A 15,201-nucleotide genomic window follows, 5' to 3' on the forward strand; every position below is an offset into this window, starting at 1 on the left:
CTGATTGAGGGGGTCGCATGACGATCAGAAACGCTGAGCCACCAGTTGCTGCATCATATCGATATGCGCCGGTTCGTCGTTCAGCGCGGCTATATACTCGAACTTCTCACCGCCGGCTTTGAGGAAGATCTCGCGGTTCTGCTCTTTGATTTCTTCCAGCGTTTCCAGGCAGTCCGCCGAGAAGCCGGGGCAAATCAGCTGAATATGCTTGATACCCTGCGCCGGCAAGCTTTTCAGGGTTTCATCGGTGTAAGGTGTCAGCCACGGCTCGCGGCCAAAGCGAGACTGGTAGGTCATCATCACCCTGTCCGGTGCCAGCGGCAGCGTGGCGGTTAAGGCACGCAGCGTATCTTCGCATCGTTGCGGGTAATCGTCGCCGAGGCGGGCATAACGCTTGGGAATGCCGTGGAAAGACAACACCAGACGGTCAGGCAGGCCGTGCTCGGCGAACGAGCGCTCAACGCTCTGGCGCAGCGCGGCAATGTAGGCCGGGTGCTCGGCGTAGTCGCGGATAAAGCCTATCGACGGCAGGCGGCGGTAGCCTTTCAGCACGCGAGCCACGCCATCCCACACCGCTGCACTGGTCGAGCAGGAGTATTGCGGATACAGCGGCAACACCACCAGATTGGTTACACCCTGCGCCAACAGCTTGTCTATCGCTTCCGACAGGCTCGGCGAACCGTAGCTCATGCCCAGCTCTACCGGGGTGTTCGGCATACGTGCGGCCAGCGCGCGTTGCTGACGGCGGCTGTAGACCAACAGCGGCGAGCCTTCGTCCATCCATACCGACTGATACAGCTTGGCGACGCGCGGCGATCGGAGCGGCAAGATCGCGCCATTAAGGATAGGCCACCAGATCAGCGGTGAAGTATCGACTACGCGGTCGTCGCTGAGGAATTCCTTTAGATAGCGTTTTACCGCCGACGAGGTCGGAGCATCCGGCGTGCCCAGGTTCACCAGCAATACCCCGTGTTTCTCTTGCTTCATCTCAGCTCCCTTTGATGCCTTGCAGGCTAATACCCCTTTCTGGGTCAGGGCGTTAACGTCAATTAATGGCGTCTATTGTAGCGGAAAAGCGCTTCACCGGAACCGATATCAGCAACAGGCGATACCTTAGTCGCCAGATAAAAAAACGCCAGACCTAAGGCCTGGCGCTATGCACAGCAATAAAAATCGATCAGCCGAGGATGTTCGCCAGTTCAGCGCTCACTTCGGTCACTTTACGGGTGCCGTCGATTTTACGGTATTGGGTGTGGCCTGCTTGCGCTTCTTTACTGTAGTAGGAAATCAGCGGTGCGGTCATCTGATGGTATTCCACCAGGCGCTTGCGCACGGTTTCTTCCTGATCGTCTTTACGGGTGGTCAGCTCTTCGCCGGTCACGTCGTCTTTGCCTTCCACCTGCGGCGGATTGAATTTAACGTGATACACGCGGCCAGACGGCGCATGTACGCGGCGGCCAACGATGCGATCGACGATCAGTTCGTCCGGCACGGCGAACTCCAGCACGTAGTCCACGTTGATGCCGGCTTCTTTCATCGCATCAGCCTGTGGAATGGTGCGCGGGAAACCGTCCAGCAGGAAGCCATTACGGCAATCTTCCTGAGTGATGCGTTCTTTAACCAGTGCAATTACCAGCTCATCGGTCACCAGCTTGCCGGCGTCCATGATTTCTTTCGCCTGCTTGCCCAGCTCACTGCCGGCCTTCACGGCTGCGCGCAACATATCACCGGTGGAGATTTGCGGAATACCGTATTTCTCCATGATGAATTGAGCCTGAGTACCTTTACCAGCGCCCGGAGCGCCCAGCAGAATGATACGCATTGCGTAAATCCCCTTGCTATGTAGTTTTTATAAAATTGCGAAAACGCTCAACCATACCATTTCCGGGGGGGCTGGCTCAAGGTACGCAAGGAAATCGATTGCGGAACGACAGGGACAATAAGGCGGGTAAAACAGGAAAATCAGGGAGAAAAGCAAAGAATGCGCCCTTAACCCTGCGGTTAAGGGCGCATAAGCCGGGAATTAGGCCGACAACAGCTTATTCATGCGACGGATAAACTGGTTTGGATCTTCCAGCGTGCCGCGTTCAGCCAGCAGCGCCTGATCCATCAGCAGATCGATCCATTCGGCGAATTGTTCGTTATCACCCACATCGGATGCGCGTTTGACCAACGCATGCTCCGGATTTAACTCGAAAATGTATTTCACTTCCGGCGCTTCCTGGCCCGCAGCGGCAAACAATTTTGCCATCTGGGTGCTCATTTCATCGGCGCCGGTGGTGACAATGGCCGGCGTATCGGTCAGGCGGTGCGTCAGACGCACGTCCTTCACGCGATCGCCCAGCAGCGTCTTCACACGGTCGACAAACGGCTCCAGCTGCTTCTCGGCGGCCTTCTGCTCTTCGGTTTCATCCGCCAGCTTGTCCAGCGCTTCGTCCGCCTTGCTGACCGACTGGAATGGCTTGCCGTCGAATTCGGTCAGGTAGCTCATCATCCATTCGTCGATGCGATCGGAAAGCAGCAGCACTTCGATGCCTTTCTTGCGGAACAGCTCCAGGTGCGGGCTGCTCTTGGCGGCGGCATAGCTGTCGGCAGTGATGTAATAAATTTTATCCTGCCCTTCCGCCATACGCCCGACATACTCTTCCAGCGAGACGGTTTGCGCCGAGCTGTCGCCCTGGGTAGAAGCGAAGCGCAGCAGTTTGGCGATGGCTTCTTTGTTGCCGCCGTCTTCTGCCGGGCCTTCTTTCAGCACCAGGCCGAACTGCTGCCAGAACTTCTGGTAGCCTTCAGCATCGTCTTTGGCCAGTTTTTCCAGCATCTGCAGTACGCGCTTGGTCAGCGCGCCGCGCAGGTTTTGCGTCACGCGGCTGTCTTGCAGGATTTCACGCGAAACGTTCAGCGGCAGATCGTTGGAATCTATCAGGCCACGCACGAAGCGCAGGTAGTTCGGCATGAACTGCTCGGCGTCGTCCATGATAAACACCCGCTGCACGTACAGCTTCAGGCCGTGTTTATGATCGCGGTTCCACATGTCCCACGGAGCCTGCGCCGGGATATACAGCAGGCTGGTGTATTCCTGCTTGCCTTCTACCCGGTTGTGGCTCCAGCTCAGCGGATCGGTAAAGTCGTGAGCGATGTGTTTGTAGAACTCTTTGTATTCTTCGTCGGTGACGTCCGCCTTGCTACGGGTCCACAGGGCCTGCGCCTTGTTGATTTTTTCCCAGGTGACGGTGCCGTCTTCTTCGTTTTTGCTTTCAATTTCAACCGGCAGCGCGATGTGATCGGAGTATTTGCCAATCACCGAGCGCAGACGCCAGGCATCGAGGTATTCATCTTCGCCTTCGCGCAGATGCAAGGTGATCTCGGTGCCGCGATCTTCTTTGGTGTCATCGGCAATAGTGTAATCGCCTTCGCCGACAGACTCCCAGAACACGCCCTGATCCGCCGCTGCGCCAGCGGCACGGGTGCGCACGGTGACTTTATCCGCCACGATGAACGCCGAATAGAAACCGACGCCGAACTGGCCGATCAACTGGCTGTCTTTGGCCTGGTCGGAACCGATAGATTCCAGGAAGGATTTAGTGCCTGATTTGGCGATGGTGCCGAGGTTCTCGATCACTTCATCGCGGCTCATGCCGATACCGTTATCGGCGATGGTCAGCGTGCGCTGATCTTTATCGAAGGATAGGCGCACACGCAGCTCGCCGTCGCCTTCATACAACTCAGGCGCAGACAGCGCGCGGAAGCGCAGCTTGTCGGCGGCGTCTGAGGCGTTGGAGATCAGCTCGCGCAGGAAAATTTCTTTATTGGAGTACAGCGAATGAATCATCAAATGAAGCAGTTGTTTTACTTCAGACTGGAAACCGCGGGTTTCTTGACCTTTCATACTCAGATTACCTCAAAGACAGTGGCTACCAAAATCGGACAATGAGGAGTAAATGGGGACAAGCGCGTTGTTTTTCAAGCGGCTGGCGGGAAATTTTTGCGGGGGAATAACGGGGCCGCATGGGCCCCGTCTGGGAAAACATTAAAACTTGATGACGTTACGGCCGGCCAGCGAATGCGACAGCGTGGTGCCGTCGACCATCTCCAACTCGCCGCCCACCGGCACGCCATGGGCAATGCGGCTGGCGACCACGCCATACTGGCCGCACATCTCGGCGATGTAGTTGGCGGTTGCGTCGCCTTCCACCGTCGGGTTAGTGGCCAGGATCACTTCGGTAATGCTTTCCTTTTCCAGCCGTTGCTCCAACCGATCCAGACCGATATCGCCGGGCCCGATGCCATCCATCGGCGACAGGTGGCCCATCAGCACAAAGTAGCGCCCGGCGAACTGACCGGTCTGCTCAATGGCATGAATATCGGCCGGGCTTTCCACCACGCAGATCTGGCCGTTTTGCAGACGGCGTGGATTGGCGCAAATGGTGCAGATATCCTGCTCGGTGAAAGTGCGGCAATCGGCACAGTGGCCAATTTCCGACATGGCTCGGGTCAGCGCCTGCGCCAAGCGCATTCCGCCGCTGCGATCGCGCTGCAGCAGTTGGAACGCCATGCGCTGGGCTGACTTCGGGCCAACGCCCGGCAGGCAGCGCAACGCCTCCATTAATGTTTCAAGGAGCGGGCTGGTTTGCATCAGAACGGCATCTTAAAGCCAGGTGGCAATTGCATGCCGCTGGAAACAGACGCCATCTTCTCTTTCTGGGTTTCGTCGATGCGGCGCGCGGCGTCGTTAAACGCAGCGGCGATCAGGTCTTCCAGCATCTCTTTATCGTCTTCCATCAGGCTTTGATCGATCTCCACGCGACGGCAGTTGTGCGCGCCGTTAATGGTGACTTTCACCAGGCCAGCACCAGATTCGCCAGTCACTTCCAATTTGGCGACTTCTTCCTGCATCTGTTGCATTTTTTCTTGCATTTGCTGGGCTTGCTTCATCAGGTTGCCCAGACCGCCTTTACCAAACATAGTCGTCTCTCGTCGCTAGGGCCGCGCACTTTGCGCAGCGTTTAAAGGGGGCGAATACTCTCTTCATCCAGATCCGCGTCGAAGAACCGGCGCAGCGTCTGGATATTGGTATCCGCAACGATGGACTGGCGCGCCTGCGCCAGTTTTTCTTCATAAATGGCTTGCCGCCACTCCAGCGGAGTCCGCTCCGCCGGATTATCGTCTTCCACCACGGTCAACTCAACCGGGCTGCCGTACAACTCGCTGAGCGCGTCAGTCAGCACCTTCTGCGCCGAAGGCGAGTTCAGATGGCGCTGCGAAGACCGCAGGCGGAGACAAATTTTGCCTGGTTCCAGCTGTTGTTTCACAGCGTTCAACGCCAGTTGCTGCACCAGTTTCGGGATTTTCAGCTTATCGATCTCTGCCGCCCAAGGGTCACGCTCAAGCGACTCAACCACCAGTTTGGCCGACAGCTCGGGCGTTTTCTCATGCTCAAGTGCGGTGCGCAACGCTTTCGGTGTCGCCAGCGGTTCCGGCTCCGGTTCCGGCTCGGTCAACGCCCGCCAACGGTAGGCTTCCGGTTTGGCCGGTTTTTCCTGCACCTGTTTTTCCGCCAAGCGCTGCTGGCTGCGCTCAGTCACTGAAGCCAAGCGCTCCAGTGCTGAGTTTGCCGGCCGCGCTTTTCCAGGCGCCGCCGGCTCATTCTTTTTTGGTGTGGATGCTCCCTGCCGCAGCAGTTGGGTGCGCGCTTTTAATAACTGCGCGGTGGCATCCGGTAGATTCGCCGGTTGATTGTTTTGCGGTGCGGCCTGCCCTAACGGCGGTGGCGCATCCTGAAACTGTGGCGGCTGGGCAGAGGGGGCCCGCGGCTGCGCCATCTGCGCAGGGGCCATTTGCACCGGCGCCACCGGCTCTGGGATCACCGCTTTCGGGTGAAACGCCAATGCACGCAGCAGGGTCATCTCAACCCCCATGCGGCGATCCGGCGCAAAAGCCAGCTCTTTGCGCCCTACCAGCAGCGTTTGGTAATAAAGCTGTACGTCAGTCGGCGGCAAGGTACGCGCCAGTTCACGCAGCCTTTGTTCAATAGCGGCGTAATGATTATCCAGTACCGACGGCAGCAATTGCACCATCGCAATGCGGTGCAACAGCGCCAGCGTCTCGATCAGCAAATTCTCCCAATCTACACCGCGAGAAGCCGCCTGTGCGACCTGCGCCATGACCTTTTCGCCGTCTGCGCTAACCAGCGCCTCAAGGATGGCCAACGGCTGTTCGTCGTCCAGCGTGCCCAGCATCTGACTGACGGTGGCGGTCGTCACCTGACCCTGCCCCATGGCAATCGCCTGGTCGGTCAGGCTGAGCGCGTCGCGCATACTGCCGTCGGCGGCGCGCGCCAACAGTTGCAACGCACGCTGATCGCTGGTGATTTTCTCCGCCTGCAGCACCGTTTCCAGTTGGTTGCGGATCTGATCGACATCCAGCGCTTTGAGATGGAATTGCAGACAGCGTGACAGAATGGTCACCGGCAGCTTTTGCGGATCGGTGGTCGCCAGCAGGAACTTCACGTGCGAAGGCGGCTCTTCGAGCGTTTTCAACAGCGCATTGAAGCTGTGACGCGAGAGCATGTGCACTTCGTCAATCAGGTAAACTTTGAAACGGCCGCGGGCGGGCGCGTATTGGACGTTATCCAGCAGATCGCGGGTGTCTTCCACCTTGGTTCTGGACGCGGCGTCGATCTCTATCAGATCGACAAAACGCCCCTGCTCAATCTCGCGGCAGTTATCGCATTGGCCGCACGGGGTCGCGGTGATGCCGGTTTCACAGTTCAGGCCTTTGGCCAGCAGGCGCGCAATGGTGGTTTTACCCACGCCGCGCGTGCCTGAAAACAGATAGGCGTGATGAATCCGCCCCAGCGAGAGGCCGTTAGCCAGCGCCGTCAGGACGTGTTCTTGTCCGACAACATCTGCAAACGTTTGAGGGCGCCACTTACGGGCAAGAACCTGATAGCTCATTAATACCGGAGAAGTCGAGGAATCTAGAGGGTCATGCTAACACAGCCCCGCGGCGATCCGCGAGGCCGTTGTGGCATTGGGACAATGCAGGATCAGTGGCCTGCGAAGCAGACCAGGCTGTAGCATTCGATGCCCTGCTTATTTAAACGCGCTTCGCCGCCGAGCTCCGGCAGATTGATGATGAAAGCGGCGTCGTTAACTTCCCCGCCCAGACGGCGGATCAGTTTCGCGGTGGCCTCAATGGTACCGCCGGTCGCCAGCAGATCGTCAACCACCAGCACTTTATCGCCGGCCACGATGGCGTCGGTGTGGATTTCCAATTGATCGGTGCCGTATTCCAGCTCATAGATTTCGCTGAGGGTCGCGCGCGGCAGCTTGCCCGGCTTGCGTACCGGCACAAAACCCACGCCCAGCGCCAACGCCACCGGAGCGCCAAACAGGAAACCGCGCGCTTCGGTGCCCACCACTTTGGTCACGCCCGCATCGCGGTAGCGCTCAACCAGCAATTCAATGCTGGCCGCGTAAGCCAGCGGATTTTCCAGCAGGCTGGTGACGTCACGGAACAGTATGCCCGGCTTCGGGTAATCCGGAATGGTTTTGATACTGTCTTTAATAAACTGAAGCTGCTGCGCAGTAGCGGTCATAATTGTTGCCTGATAAAACTACCTGAAGACTTGCGCGCAAACTGCGTTACCCAGCCCGGTATAAAGAAGGAATGGGAAGCAACTCGCGCACGAAAACGCCCAAATCTATGCAAACTGGCGGACAAATGCAACCATCCCCGTCATCTTTCAAGTTACAGCGTTGTTATCCGCACTCGCCCATCGCCAGTGACTTGCCTGAGTAAGCCTCTGAGGATGAGAGAGCGGATCGCCTGGCTGCGTTAGAGAGGGATGCACAAATGCCGCGAGCGCATGAATGTGCAGGAGCGGCCGACTTGAAAGCCCCAGGGCATAATAAGACAGGATCAGCGCTGTTTTTGTTGCGACAGATCAACAACCGGCAAACGCAGCATAAAGGTCAGCAGAATAGCCAGCATCAGCAACAACACCCCGCGCACCCACCAGAGTTTAACCAGCCACAGCGAAACCGCAAACGTCAGCACAATCACCGCTACCGCCTTCCCTTTGGCCCCTGGCGGCAACGCACGATGCTGTTGCCAATGGCGCAGATAAGGGCCGAACCAGGAACGATACAGCAGCCAATGGTGAAAGCGCGGCGATGAGCGGGCAAAACACCAGGCGGCCAGCAGCAGAAATGGCGTGGTCGGCAGCAGCGGCAGCACCACGCCCAGCGTCGCCAGTACCACCGCCAACCAACCGAGGATAATCAATAACCAACGCGTCATGCGAGCCCTTGTCCGCTAGTCTGTCTGGCGTTACTTTATCACCCTCCTCCCCTGCGCCACCAGCCGCAATGGCCGGAATATGAGCGCCGCGCTTGTTTCACGGCGGGATCGCGGGCAAGCTGAGCCCTGTGAAATTTGAATGGAGCCAACGTGAGCACTCACCGTCTATTACAGGTGTTAGAACAGCAGATCGCGGCCTTGGCCGCCGAGGTGACGCCGCGTGGCGACGCCCCTATCCCTCAGGCGCGCTTTGACGCCGCGCTGTTTTCCAATCGCGGCACCCGGCTGCGTGATTATCTGGCGGAAGTGCAAAGGAACTTCGCCCAGTTGCAGACGGCAGCCAACGACAGCCGCATCAGTCAGGTCGCCTTTCTGGCAGAGAAGCTGGTGGCCCAGATCACCGCTCTGCAGCGCGAGCTGGCGACACAGGCGTTGCGCCGTAAAAATCAGCCGAAAGAAGTGGTGGCGGTCGATTTGTATCACAAGCTGGCCGAGCATCAGGATTATGAACGCCGGTTAATGTCGATGATTCAGGATCGGGAAAGCCTGCTGGGCAGGCAGACCACATTCGCAGCGCAGCAAAAATTGCAGCACGAATTGGCGGCATTGGAAGGCAGGTTGGTGCGTTGTCGACAGGCGCTGGCGCGCATTGAGCGCAGCATCGAGCGTAAAGAAAACGGTTTTTGAAGATTTATCACAATACTTTAATGATTATTCCCTGCCGCGCGCCTTGTTCACTATACTCAGCCGAAGCGACACCTTATTCATTCACCTACTAAACAAAAATGTTGGTTTTATGTCTCTAGATAATGCCTCACCAGAATTGCAGCTGGCGGTAGACCTGATTTACCTGCTGGAATGTAACGAGATCGATCCAGCCATCGCGCTGGCGGCGCTGGATATTGTCAAACGGGACTATCAGGAAAAACTGCAACGCAACGGCGTCACCACGCCTTACCTGCCCGCCGGGCAGTAAAAAGGGTTCAGCCTTGAATTGAACTGAACCCTCGCTTTCATCCCATTATCCAGCCGACGAGCTGCCCTCATCCTGCGACAGCGTCCGTTTCACTTCCTGTACCTCGTTACCCTGCTGGTTGTGCAAATATACCTCCAGCTGGTTGAAGGCGATATTAATGTCGTTCTCCCGGCACAGGCGATCGATCGAGCGGTTCAGCTCATCGACGGTATAGCTGCGGTCACGCAATTCACGAACATAAAGGCGCAATTCGTGATCCAGCGTACTGGCGCCAAAGTTAAGGAAGAAAACCTGCGGTTCCGGATCGGTCATCACCCGCGGGTTATCATGCGCAGCCTGCAACAGCACCGCTTTCACCTTGTCCAGATCGGAACCGTACGCCACCCCAACCTTGATCAACACCCGGGTAATGGTGTCTGACAGCGACCAGTTGATCAGCCGCTCGGTAACGAACGCCTTGTTCGGGATGATCACCTCTTTACGATCGAAATCGGTAATGGTGGTGGCGCGAATGCGGATTTTGCTGACCGAGCCGGAGAAGGTGCCGATAGTAATGGTGTCGCCGATGCGGATCGGCCGCTCGAACAAAATGATCAGACCAGAAACAAAGTTGGCGAAAATCTCCTGCAGGCCGAAGCCCAGACCGACGGTCAACCCGGCGGCCAGCCATTGCAGCTTATCCCAGGACACGCCCAGCGATCCGAGCGCGGTAACGGCGCCCACGGTGGTGATCAGGTAGGTCAGTATGGTGGTGATGGCGTAAGACGCCCCTTGCCGCAGTTGCAGCCGCGACAGCACCACCACCTCCAGCAGGCCGGGCAGGTTGCGCGTCATGACATAGGCGACGATCACCGCCGCGATGGCCACCATCATGTTGCCCAGCGTCACCGCCTGCGGCACGCTGCCGCCGGCAACGGTGGTGGTGTAATGCCACAGCGTGATGCTGTCCAGATACGAAATCACCGTCACCAGATCTGACCAAATGCCGTAGAAGGCGCAGGCAAAGATGATAAACAGCGCCATGGTGGTCAGACGCAGCGACTGCTGGTTGATCTGATCCAGCGCCAAAGGCGCCTCCTCGACAGGTTCCCCGCCTTCTGCCCCCTCTTTCGCCAGGCTCTGGCGACGCGCCAGCGCGCGGCGGTAAGCCAAGCGACGTGCCGCAACGCTCAGGCCGCGAATGGCGGTCAGATAAACGATGTTCCACAGGAAGAACAGATACAGGCTGTCGATCCAGCGGCCGGCCAGACGCAACGTGGTGTAGAAATAACCGGCGAACATCAGGCCGAGCAGGATTAGCGGCGTGGCGGCAATGGCGGTGATGATCACCAGTTGCACCGCGTGCGAACCTTTCTCGCGCCAGCCGTCGCGGCACAGCGGAAACACCAGCACGGCAAGCAGCGCCAGCGTCAACATCACCACCACCTGGCCAATAACGTCCTCGACCAGCCGCAGCGGCGCTTTCTCGCCCAGCACCGACCAGAAGATCAGCGGCAGCAGCGCCAACCCCAGGCGCAGGGTCTGCCGGCGGTAGTGCGCGCACAGTCCGGTGGAAAAGTTGAAGTGGCGCTCGGTAACGCCGCCCGGCGCCAGCGTACGGTAGGTAAAACCGAAAATCAGCCAGAACAGCGCCAGCTGTTGCGACAGTGCCCACAGAAAATCGCTGAGGCCGATTTCCGCGCGGTAACACCAGAAACCGGCACCCAGCAGCAGCGCCGAGCCGGGCAGCACTTTCAGCAAGGTCAGCATAATGGCCTTCGGCGTGTGCAGTTGGCTGTCGCGTTTTAGCTGCCCGACATCATTAGCCAGCTTTTGCAGGTGCGTATCGATCAGCTTGTAGCGCCAGCGCAGCAGGGCTATCAGAATCAGCATCGGGATGAGGAACACCAACGCATTCAACCCGCCCTGCAGCATTTTGCCGGTGTCCAGTTTGAAATCGAGTGCGGCAATCTGATCTTTGACCGCGCCCGGCAGGGCTTTCAACCACGCCAGATCGATCGGTTTGTTGCTGTTAACCCAGAATATCTGCTGGGTCAGCGTATCTTGCAACGAGCTGTAAACGCTGGTCAGTTGCTGCTGGTTAATCTGCAAGCTGATCGACTGCGCAAGCTGGTTGCTGAGCTGCTTATTCAACTGATCCAATAGCTCACGGCGCATATCAACGATTTCGTTCAACGCATCGAGCACGTCCGCACTGGCTTTCTCTTTGCTGTCGACAAGCAGCTTATTGATGTAGTCGTCGCCCTTGAACAGGTCGTCGCGCTGCTGGTTGATATCAAACTGCTCCAGGCGCAAATCGGCGATTCGCGTGCCCATATCCGCCACCAACGTGCCCTGCGGCAAGTTTTGCTGCTGCTGGTAGAGAATGCGCGACAGCACCAGGCTGCCTTTCAGCACCTGGATCTGCTCCTTCAGGTTACGCTCCGACTGCAGGCCGCGATCGAGCCAGTTCTTTACCCGGATATTCTGTTGAAACAGTATGTTGCTCTCTTCCGTAGCGGCAATCAGCCGCTGACTGAGTTGGCGATTGACGTCCAGCTCTTTACTGACCAGCTTATCCTGTTGGATGTCCGTGGCGTCTTCCGGATTCTGCGCCTCTTTGGCGGTTTTTTCAGACAGAGTCAGGCGTTTGCTGTTAACCACTTCTTGCAGCAACTGCACCGATCGGTCCAACGCGTCGATGTGCCCGGTGGTGTAATCGCGCTGTTTCTGTAGCAGGTCCTGCAAAGTGGTGTTGGCTTCCAGGCTCCTGCGCTGCAGATCAATTTGCGCATTGAGCAACACCTGCTCCGTTGCCAACATCACCTGCTGGCTGTCGCGCAGCGAGTTTTGGCCCGGCGTCTGGTCGTTGAGCTGGTTACGGATCTCCTGCAGACGCTGCGACGCGGTATACATGCTGCTTTGCACCCGTTCCGGCTGGGTCTGCAGCGAAACCAGTTGGCTGTTATAGGCGGAGAGGTTTTCCTGCGCGGTTTGCAGTTCGTCCAGCGTCTGGTAAAGGCGGGTTTCCAGTTGGCGCAGGGAGAGCGGCAGCAGATCGGCTCTGGCGGCCGCGCTATCCACAGGGACTTTCAGCGCATCCAGATCCTCGGTCACCTGGCGTAGCTTGCCCGGCGCCAACTGCAACTGTTGTTTAAGCTCAGCGCCATCCTGTTTGACGCGTTCGATGGCGTCCAGCAGTTCGAGCGTGCGGGTCAGATCCTGCTGGGTGAGCTTATTGACCGGCGTCAGCGTCTTTTGCTTATTCAGCGCATCAAGCTGGTTTTGAATTTCACTGCGCGACGGCGCATCGCCGTTCAACGCCGCATGGGCAACAGGCTGGCAGACCGCACAAAGGGCGATCAATAAAAACAGAGCGAGGGCGCGGGAGATATCCCCCCCGAAGAACGAGGGTAACGTCGGAAAAGGACGTTTAGCTAACCTGCGATGCATGATTTGACTTCGAATCAATAATGAAGCCGAAAGATTATCACGATCGCAGATAGCCAACGAATAAGAAAAACGTTGCTGGTGATGTACAGATGTAGCGGGATCAGAACGTCAGTACTTTCTCGGCGGCCAGCGTCCATTGCGCCAGTTCCACCAGCGTACCGATTTCCACCCCGTCTGCCAGCGGCAACCGGCTGACGCCACGCGCGTCGGCGCAGGTTTTGCACAGTTTTACCGGCACTTGCTGCGCGGTGAGGATCTCCAGCATCTGTTGCAAATGATAACCTTCGTGCGGCTGTTGCCCGGCGAGGCCGGCCACCACTGCGTCCGACATCAAAAACAGTTTCAGATTGAGATCGGCCTGCTGCTCTTTCAGCGCAATGCCCAGACGCAAGGCGTTAAACAGTGATTCCTGGCCATAGGCCGCGCCACTGGCGATCAACACAACGGATGACATGGTGCATCTCCTTTTAAGGATGACAGTCGGCACAGTGCGGCTCGGCCGCCTGCTCTTCCGGTTTGACCCTTAAGGTCGGGCAGAATTGGGTCATTTCGAGGAATGAATCGACCAGGGCTGCCGCTTCGGCTTTCAGATCAAAACTTTCCGGCATAAAAAGCCAGTTTTCCATCAGGCCGGTGATATAAGCGCGCAGGATAATCGCCGCCCGGCGGGTATTGAGATCGGCGGGAAGTTGGCCGTGGCGCATGCTATTGCGCAGCACCGACTCGATGCGCTCGTAGCCTTCCAAACTAAGCACTTTACGCGCGTCTTGCAGCGGCATCATTTCACCGACAAATTCGCATTTGTGGAATACGATTTCCATCAGCGCTCGCCGGCGGCCGTCATCGACCGTCGCCGTCAGTATATAAATTAGTATTTCACGTAAAATACGCAGTGGATTATCAGGGTACTTTGCCTGATACTCTATTTCGAGATCGCCTATTTTCGACTCTGACAATTCCCAAACTTCGTTAAACAGGTCTACCTTATTCTTGAAGTGCCAATAAATAGCACCACGCGTAACACCGGCAGCGGTGGCAATATCTGTCAGTGACGTTGCAGAAACGCCACGTTCAGAAAATTCCTGCACCGCAGCATCAAGAATGTGCTGTCGAGTTTCTAGCGCCTGCTGTTTGGTTTTTCGTGCCATGGCGTTGTTTTTTCGGGGGAGTGTGATTTACATACATTCGCGTATGTATGTACCATAGCACGCACATATAATTAACGCAGCAATGGGTTTTAAAGCTTGTGATCCATTGATCATTTTGAAATCGGACACTTGGGGTTTTTCTATGAACAAAAACAGAGGGTTAACGCCTCTGGCGGCAGTTCTGATGCTTTCAGGCAGCTTAGTACTTACAGGATGTAACGATAAGGAAACCCAACAACAAGGCGCCCAACCACCGGCTCCCGAAGTGGGCGTAGTGACATTGAAGGCCGAGCCTCTCAACATTACTACCGATCTTCCTGGCCGCACTGCTGCGTATCGTATCGCCGAAGTTCGCCCTCAGGTCAGCGGCATCATCCTGAAGCGCAATTTTGTTGAAGGCAGTGACATCAAAGCAGGTTTTTCCCTGTATCAGATCGATCCCGCCACCTATCAGGCAACCTATGACAGCGCCAAAGGCGACCTGGCCAAATCTCAAGCCAGCGCTTCGATCGCGCGCGTAACGGTGAACCGCTATAAACCCTTGCTGGGCACCAACTACATCAGTAAGCAGGATTACGATACCGCAGTTTCCACGCTGCAGCAGGCAGAAGCCGCCGTGGTAGCCTCGAAAGCCGCAGTGGAAACCGCACGCATCAACCTGGCTTACACCAAAGTGACCTCGCCGATCTCCGGCCGCATCGGCAAATCCGCCGTGACCGAAGGCGCGCTGGTTTCCAACGGTCAAGCCACCGCGCTGTCTACCGTGCAACAGCTGGATCCGATGTACGTGGACGTGACTCAGTCAAGCAACGATTTCCTGCGTCTGAAGCAAGAACTGGCCAGCGGCGCGCTGAAACAGGAAAACGGCAAAGCCAAGGTGAAATTGCTGCTGGAAAACGGCACGGAATACGCCCAAGAAGGCACGCTGGAATTCTCTGACGTTACCGTTGATGAAACCACCGGTTCCATCACCATTCGCGCATTGTTCCCTAACCCGAACGATACGCTGTTGCCGGGGATGTTCGTTCGCGCCCGTCTGGACGAAGGCGTTCGCAGCGATGCATTGCTGGTACCGCAACAGGGCGTGACGCGTAACCCGCGCGGCGAAGCTACCGCCATGGTGGTGGGCGCTGACGATAAAGTCGAGTTGCGTACGCTGAAAGCGGATCAGGCTATCGGCGACAAATGGCTGGTTACCGACGGTTTGAAAGCCGGCGATCGCGTGATTGTCACCGGCCTGATGAAAGTTCGCCCGGGCGCTCAGGTAAAAGTGCAGGAAGTTGACACTCAGGCGCAGAAACAGCCGCAGTCTGAAGCGCAGAAGTCATAAAAAGGAGCCGG

The 15,201-nt window shown here is 57.2% G+C and carries 14 protein-coding genes and 1 other annotated feature; of the genes, 3 read left to right on the forward strand and 11 right to left on the reverse strand.

Annotated features, from left to right (window positions below; genetic code table 11):
- Window positions 1–24 precede the first annotated feature (24 nt).
- The 8 genes from hemH to SPL01S_RS05225 form a co-directional block, all read right to left on the reverse strand.
- Window positions 25–987, reverse strand: coding sequence for a ferrochelatase (gene hemH, locus SPL01S_RS05190; RefSeq protein WP_063198019.1), 963 nt, complete (start codon window positions 985–987; stop codon window positions 25–27).
- A 190-nt stretch (window positions 988–1,177) separates the two neighbouring features.
- Window positions 1,178–1,822, reverse strand: a complete 645-nt coding sequence (gene adk, locus SPL01S_RS05195; RefSeq protein WP_062869875.1) for an adenylate kinase — start codon at window positions 1,820–1,822, stop codon at window positions 1,178–1,180.
- 201 nt (window positions 1,823–2,023) lie between these two features.
- Complete coding sequence (htpG, locus tag SPL01S_RS05200) at window positions 2,024–3,889, reverse strand: molecular chaperone HtpG (protein WP_062869874.1); 1,866 nt, start codon at window positions 3,887–3,889, stop codon at window positions 2,024–2,026.
- Window positions 3,890–4,030: 141 nt separating this feature from the next.
- On the reverse strand, window positions 4,031–4,636 hold the full coding sequence (gene recR / locus SPL01S_RS05205; RefSeq protein WP_004949381.1) for a recombination mediator RecR: 606 nt from the start codon (window positions 4,634–4,636) through the stop codon (window positions 4,031–4,033).
- Entirely contained in the window at window positions 4,636–4,965 is a 330-nt protein-coding gene (locus SPL01S_RS05210) for a YbaB/EbfC family nucleoid-associated protein (RefSeq protein ID WP_004949379.1), read from the reverse strand. Before SPL01S_RS05210 ends, recR begins: the two co-directional genes overlap by 1 nt.
- Window positions 4,966–5,006: 41 nt before the next feature.
- Window positions 5,007–6,956: a DNA polymerase III subunit gamma/tau gene (gene dnaX / locus SPL01S_RS05215; protein ID WP_006323989.1), complete on the reverse strand. Its 1,950-nt coding sequence runs from the start codon at window positions 6,954–6,956 to the stop codon at window positions 5,007–5,009.
- Window positions 5,610–5,674 (reverse strand) — a sequence feature (DnaX frameshifting element). Its footprint overlaps the gene before it by 65 nt.
- Before the next feature lie 92 nt (window positions 6,957–7,048).
- Entirely contained in the window at window positions 7,049–7,600 is a 552-nt protein-coding gene (gene apt, locus SPL01S_RS05220) for an adenine phosphoribosyltransferase (RefSeq protein WP_063198020.1), read from the reverse strand.
- Between the two features lie 323 nt (window positions 7,601–7,923).
- On the reverse strand, window positions 7,924–8,304 hold the full coding sequence (locus SPL01S_RS05225) for a DUF454 family protein (RefSeq protein ID WP_063198021.1): 381 nt from the start codon (window positions 8,302–8,304) through the stop codon (window positions 7,924–7,926).
- 150 nt (window positions 8,305–8,454) lie between these two features.
- Between SPL01S_RS05225 and priC the strand changes: the two genes are divergently transcribed.
- Window positions 8,455–8,991 (forward strand): primosomal replication protein PriC, encoded by a 537-nt coding sequence (priC, locus tag SPL01S_RS05230; protein WP_004949371.1) that lies wholly within the window; start codon window positions 8,455–8,457, stop codon window positions 8,989–8,991.
- Between the two features lie 109 nt (window positions 8,992–9,100).
- Complete coding sequence (rsmS, locus tag SPL01S_RS05235; protein WP_004949369.1) at window positions 9,101–9,280, forward strand: pleiotropic regulatory protein RsmS; 180 nt, start codon at window positions 9,101–9,103, stop codon at window positions 9,278–9,280.
- 45 nt (window positions 9,281–9,325) lie between these two features.
- Here the strand turns inward: rsmS and mscK are convergent, their stop codons facing one another.
- The 3 genes from mscK to acrR form a co-directional block, all read right to left on the reverse strand.
- Window positions 9,326–12,712, reverse strand: coding sequence for a mechanosensitive channel MscK (mscK, locus tag SPL01S_RS05240; protein WP_063198022.1), 3,387 nt, complete (start codon window positions 12,710–12,712; stop codon window positions 9,326–9,328).
- Window positions 12,713–12,812: 100 nt separating this feature from the next.
- Window positions 12,813–13,166 carry a DsrE/DsrF/TusD sulfur relay family protein gene (locus tag SPL01S_RS05245; protein ID WP_006323985.1) on the reverse strand — a complete coding sequence of 118 codons (354 nt, stop codon included), beginning with the start codon at window positions 13,164–13,166 and terminating at the stop codon, window positions 12,813–12,815.
- A 13-nt stretch (window positions 13,167–13,179) separates the two neighbouring features.
- Entirely contained in the window at window positions 13,180–13,860 is a 681-nt protein-coding gene (gene acrR / locus SPL01S_RS05250) for a multidrug efflux transporter transcriptional repressor AcrR (RefSeq protein ID WP_006323984.1), read from the reverse strand.
- 142 nt (window positions 13,861–14,002) lie between these two features.
- Between acrR and sdeX the strand changes: the two genes are divergently transcribed.
- Window positions 14,003–15,190 (forward strand): multidrug efflux RND transporter periplasmic adaptor subunit SdeX, encoded by a 1,188-nt coding sequence (gene sdeX / locus SPL01S_RS05255; protein ID WP_006323983.1) that lies wholly within the window; start codon window positions 14,003–14,005, stop codon window positions 15,188–15,190.
- Window positions 15,191–15,201 lie beyond the last annotated feature (11 nt).

It is taken from the genome of Serratia plymuthica NBRC 102599 (assembly GCF_001590925.1).
Taxonomy (GTDB): Bacteria; Pseudomonadota; Gammaproteobacteria; order Enterobacterales; family Enterobacteriaceae; genus Serratia; species Serratia plymuthica.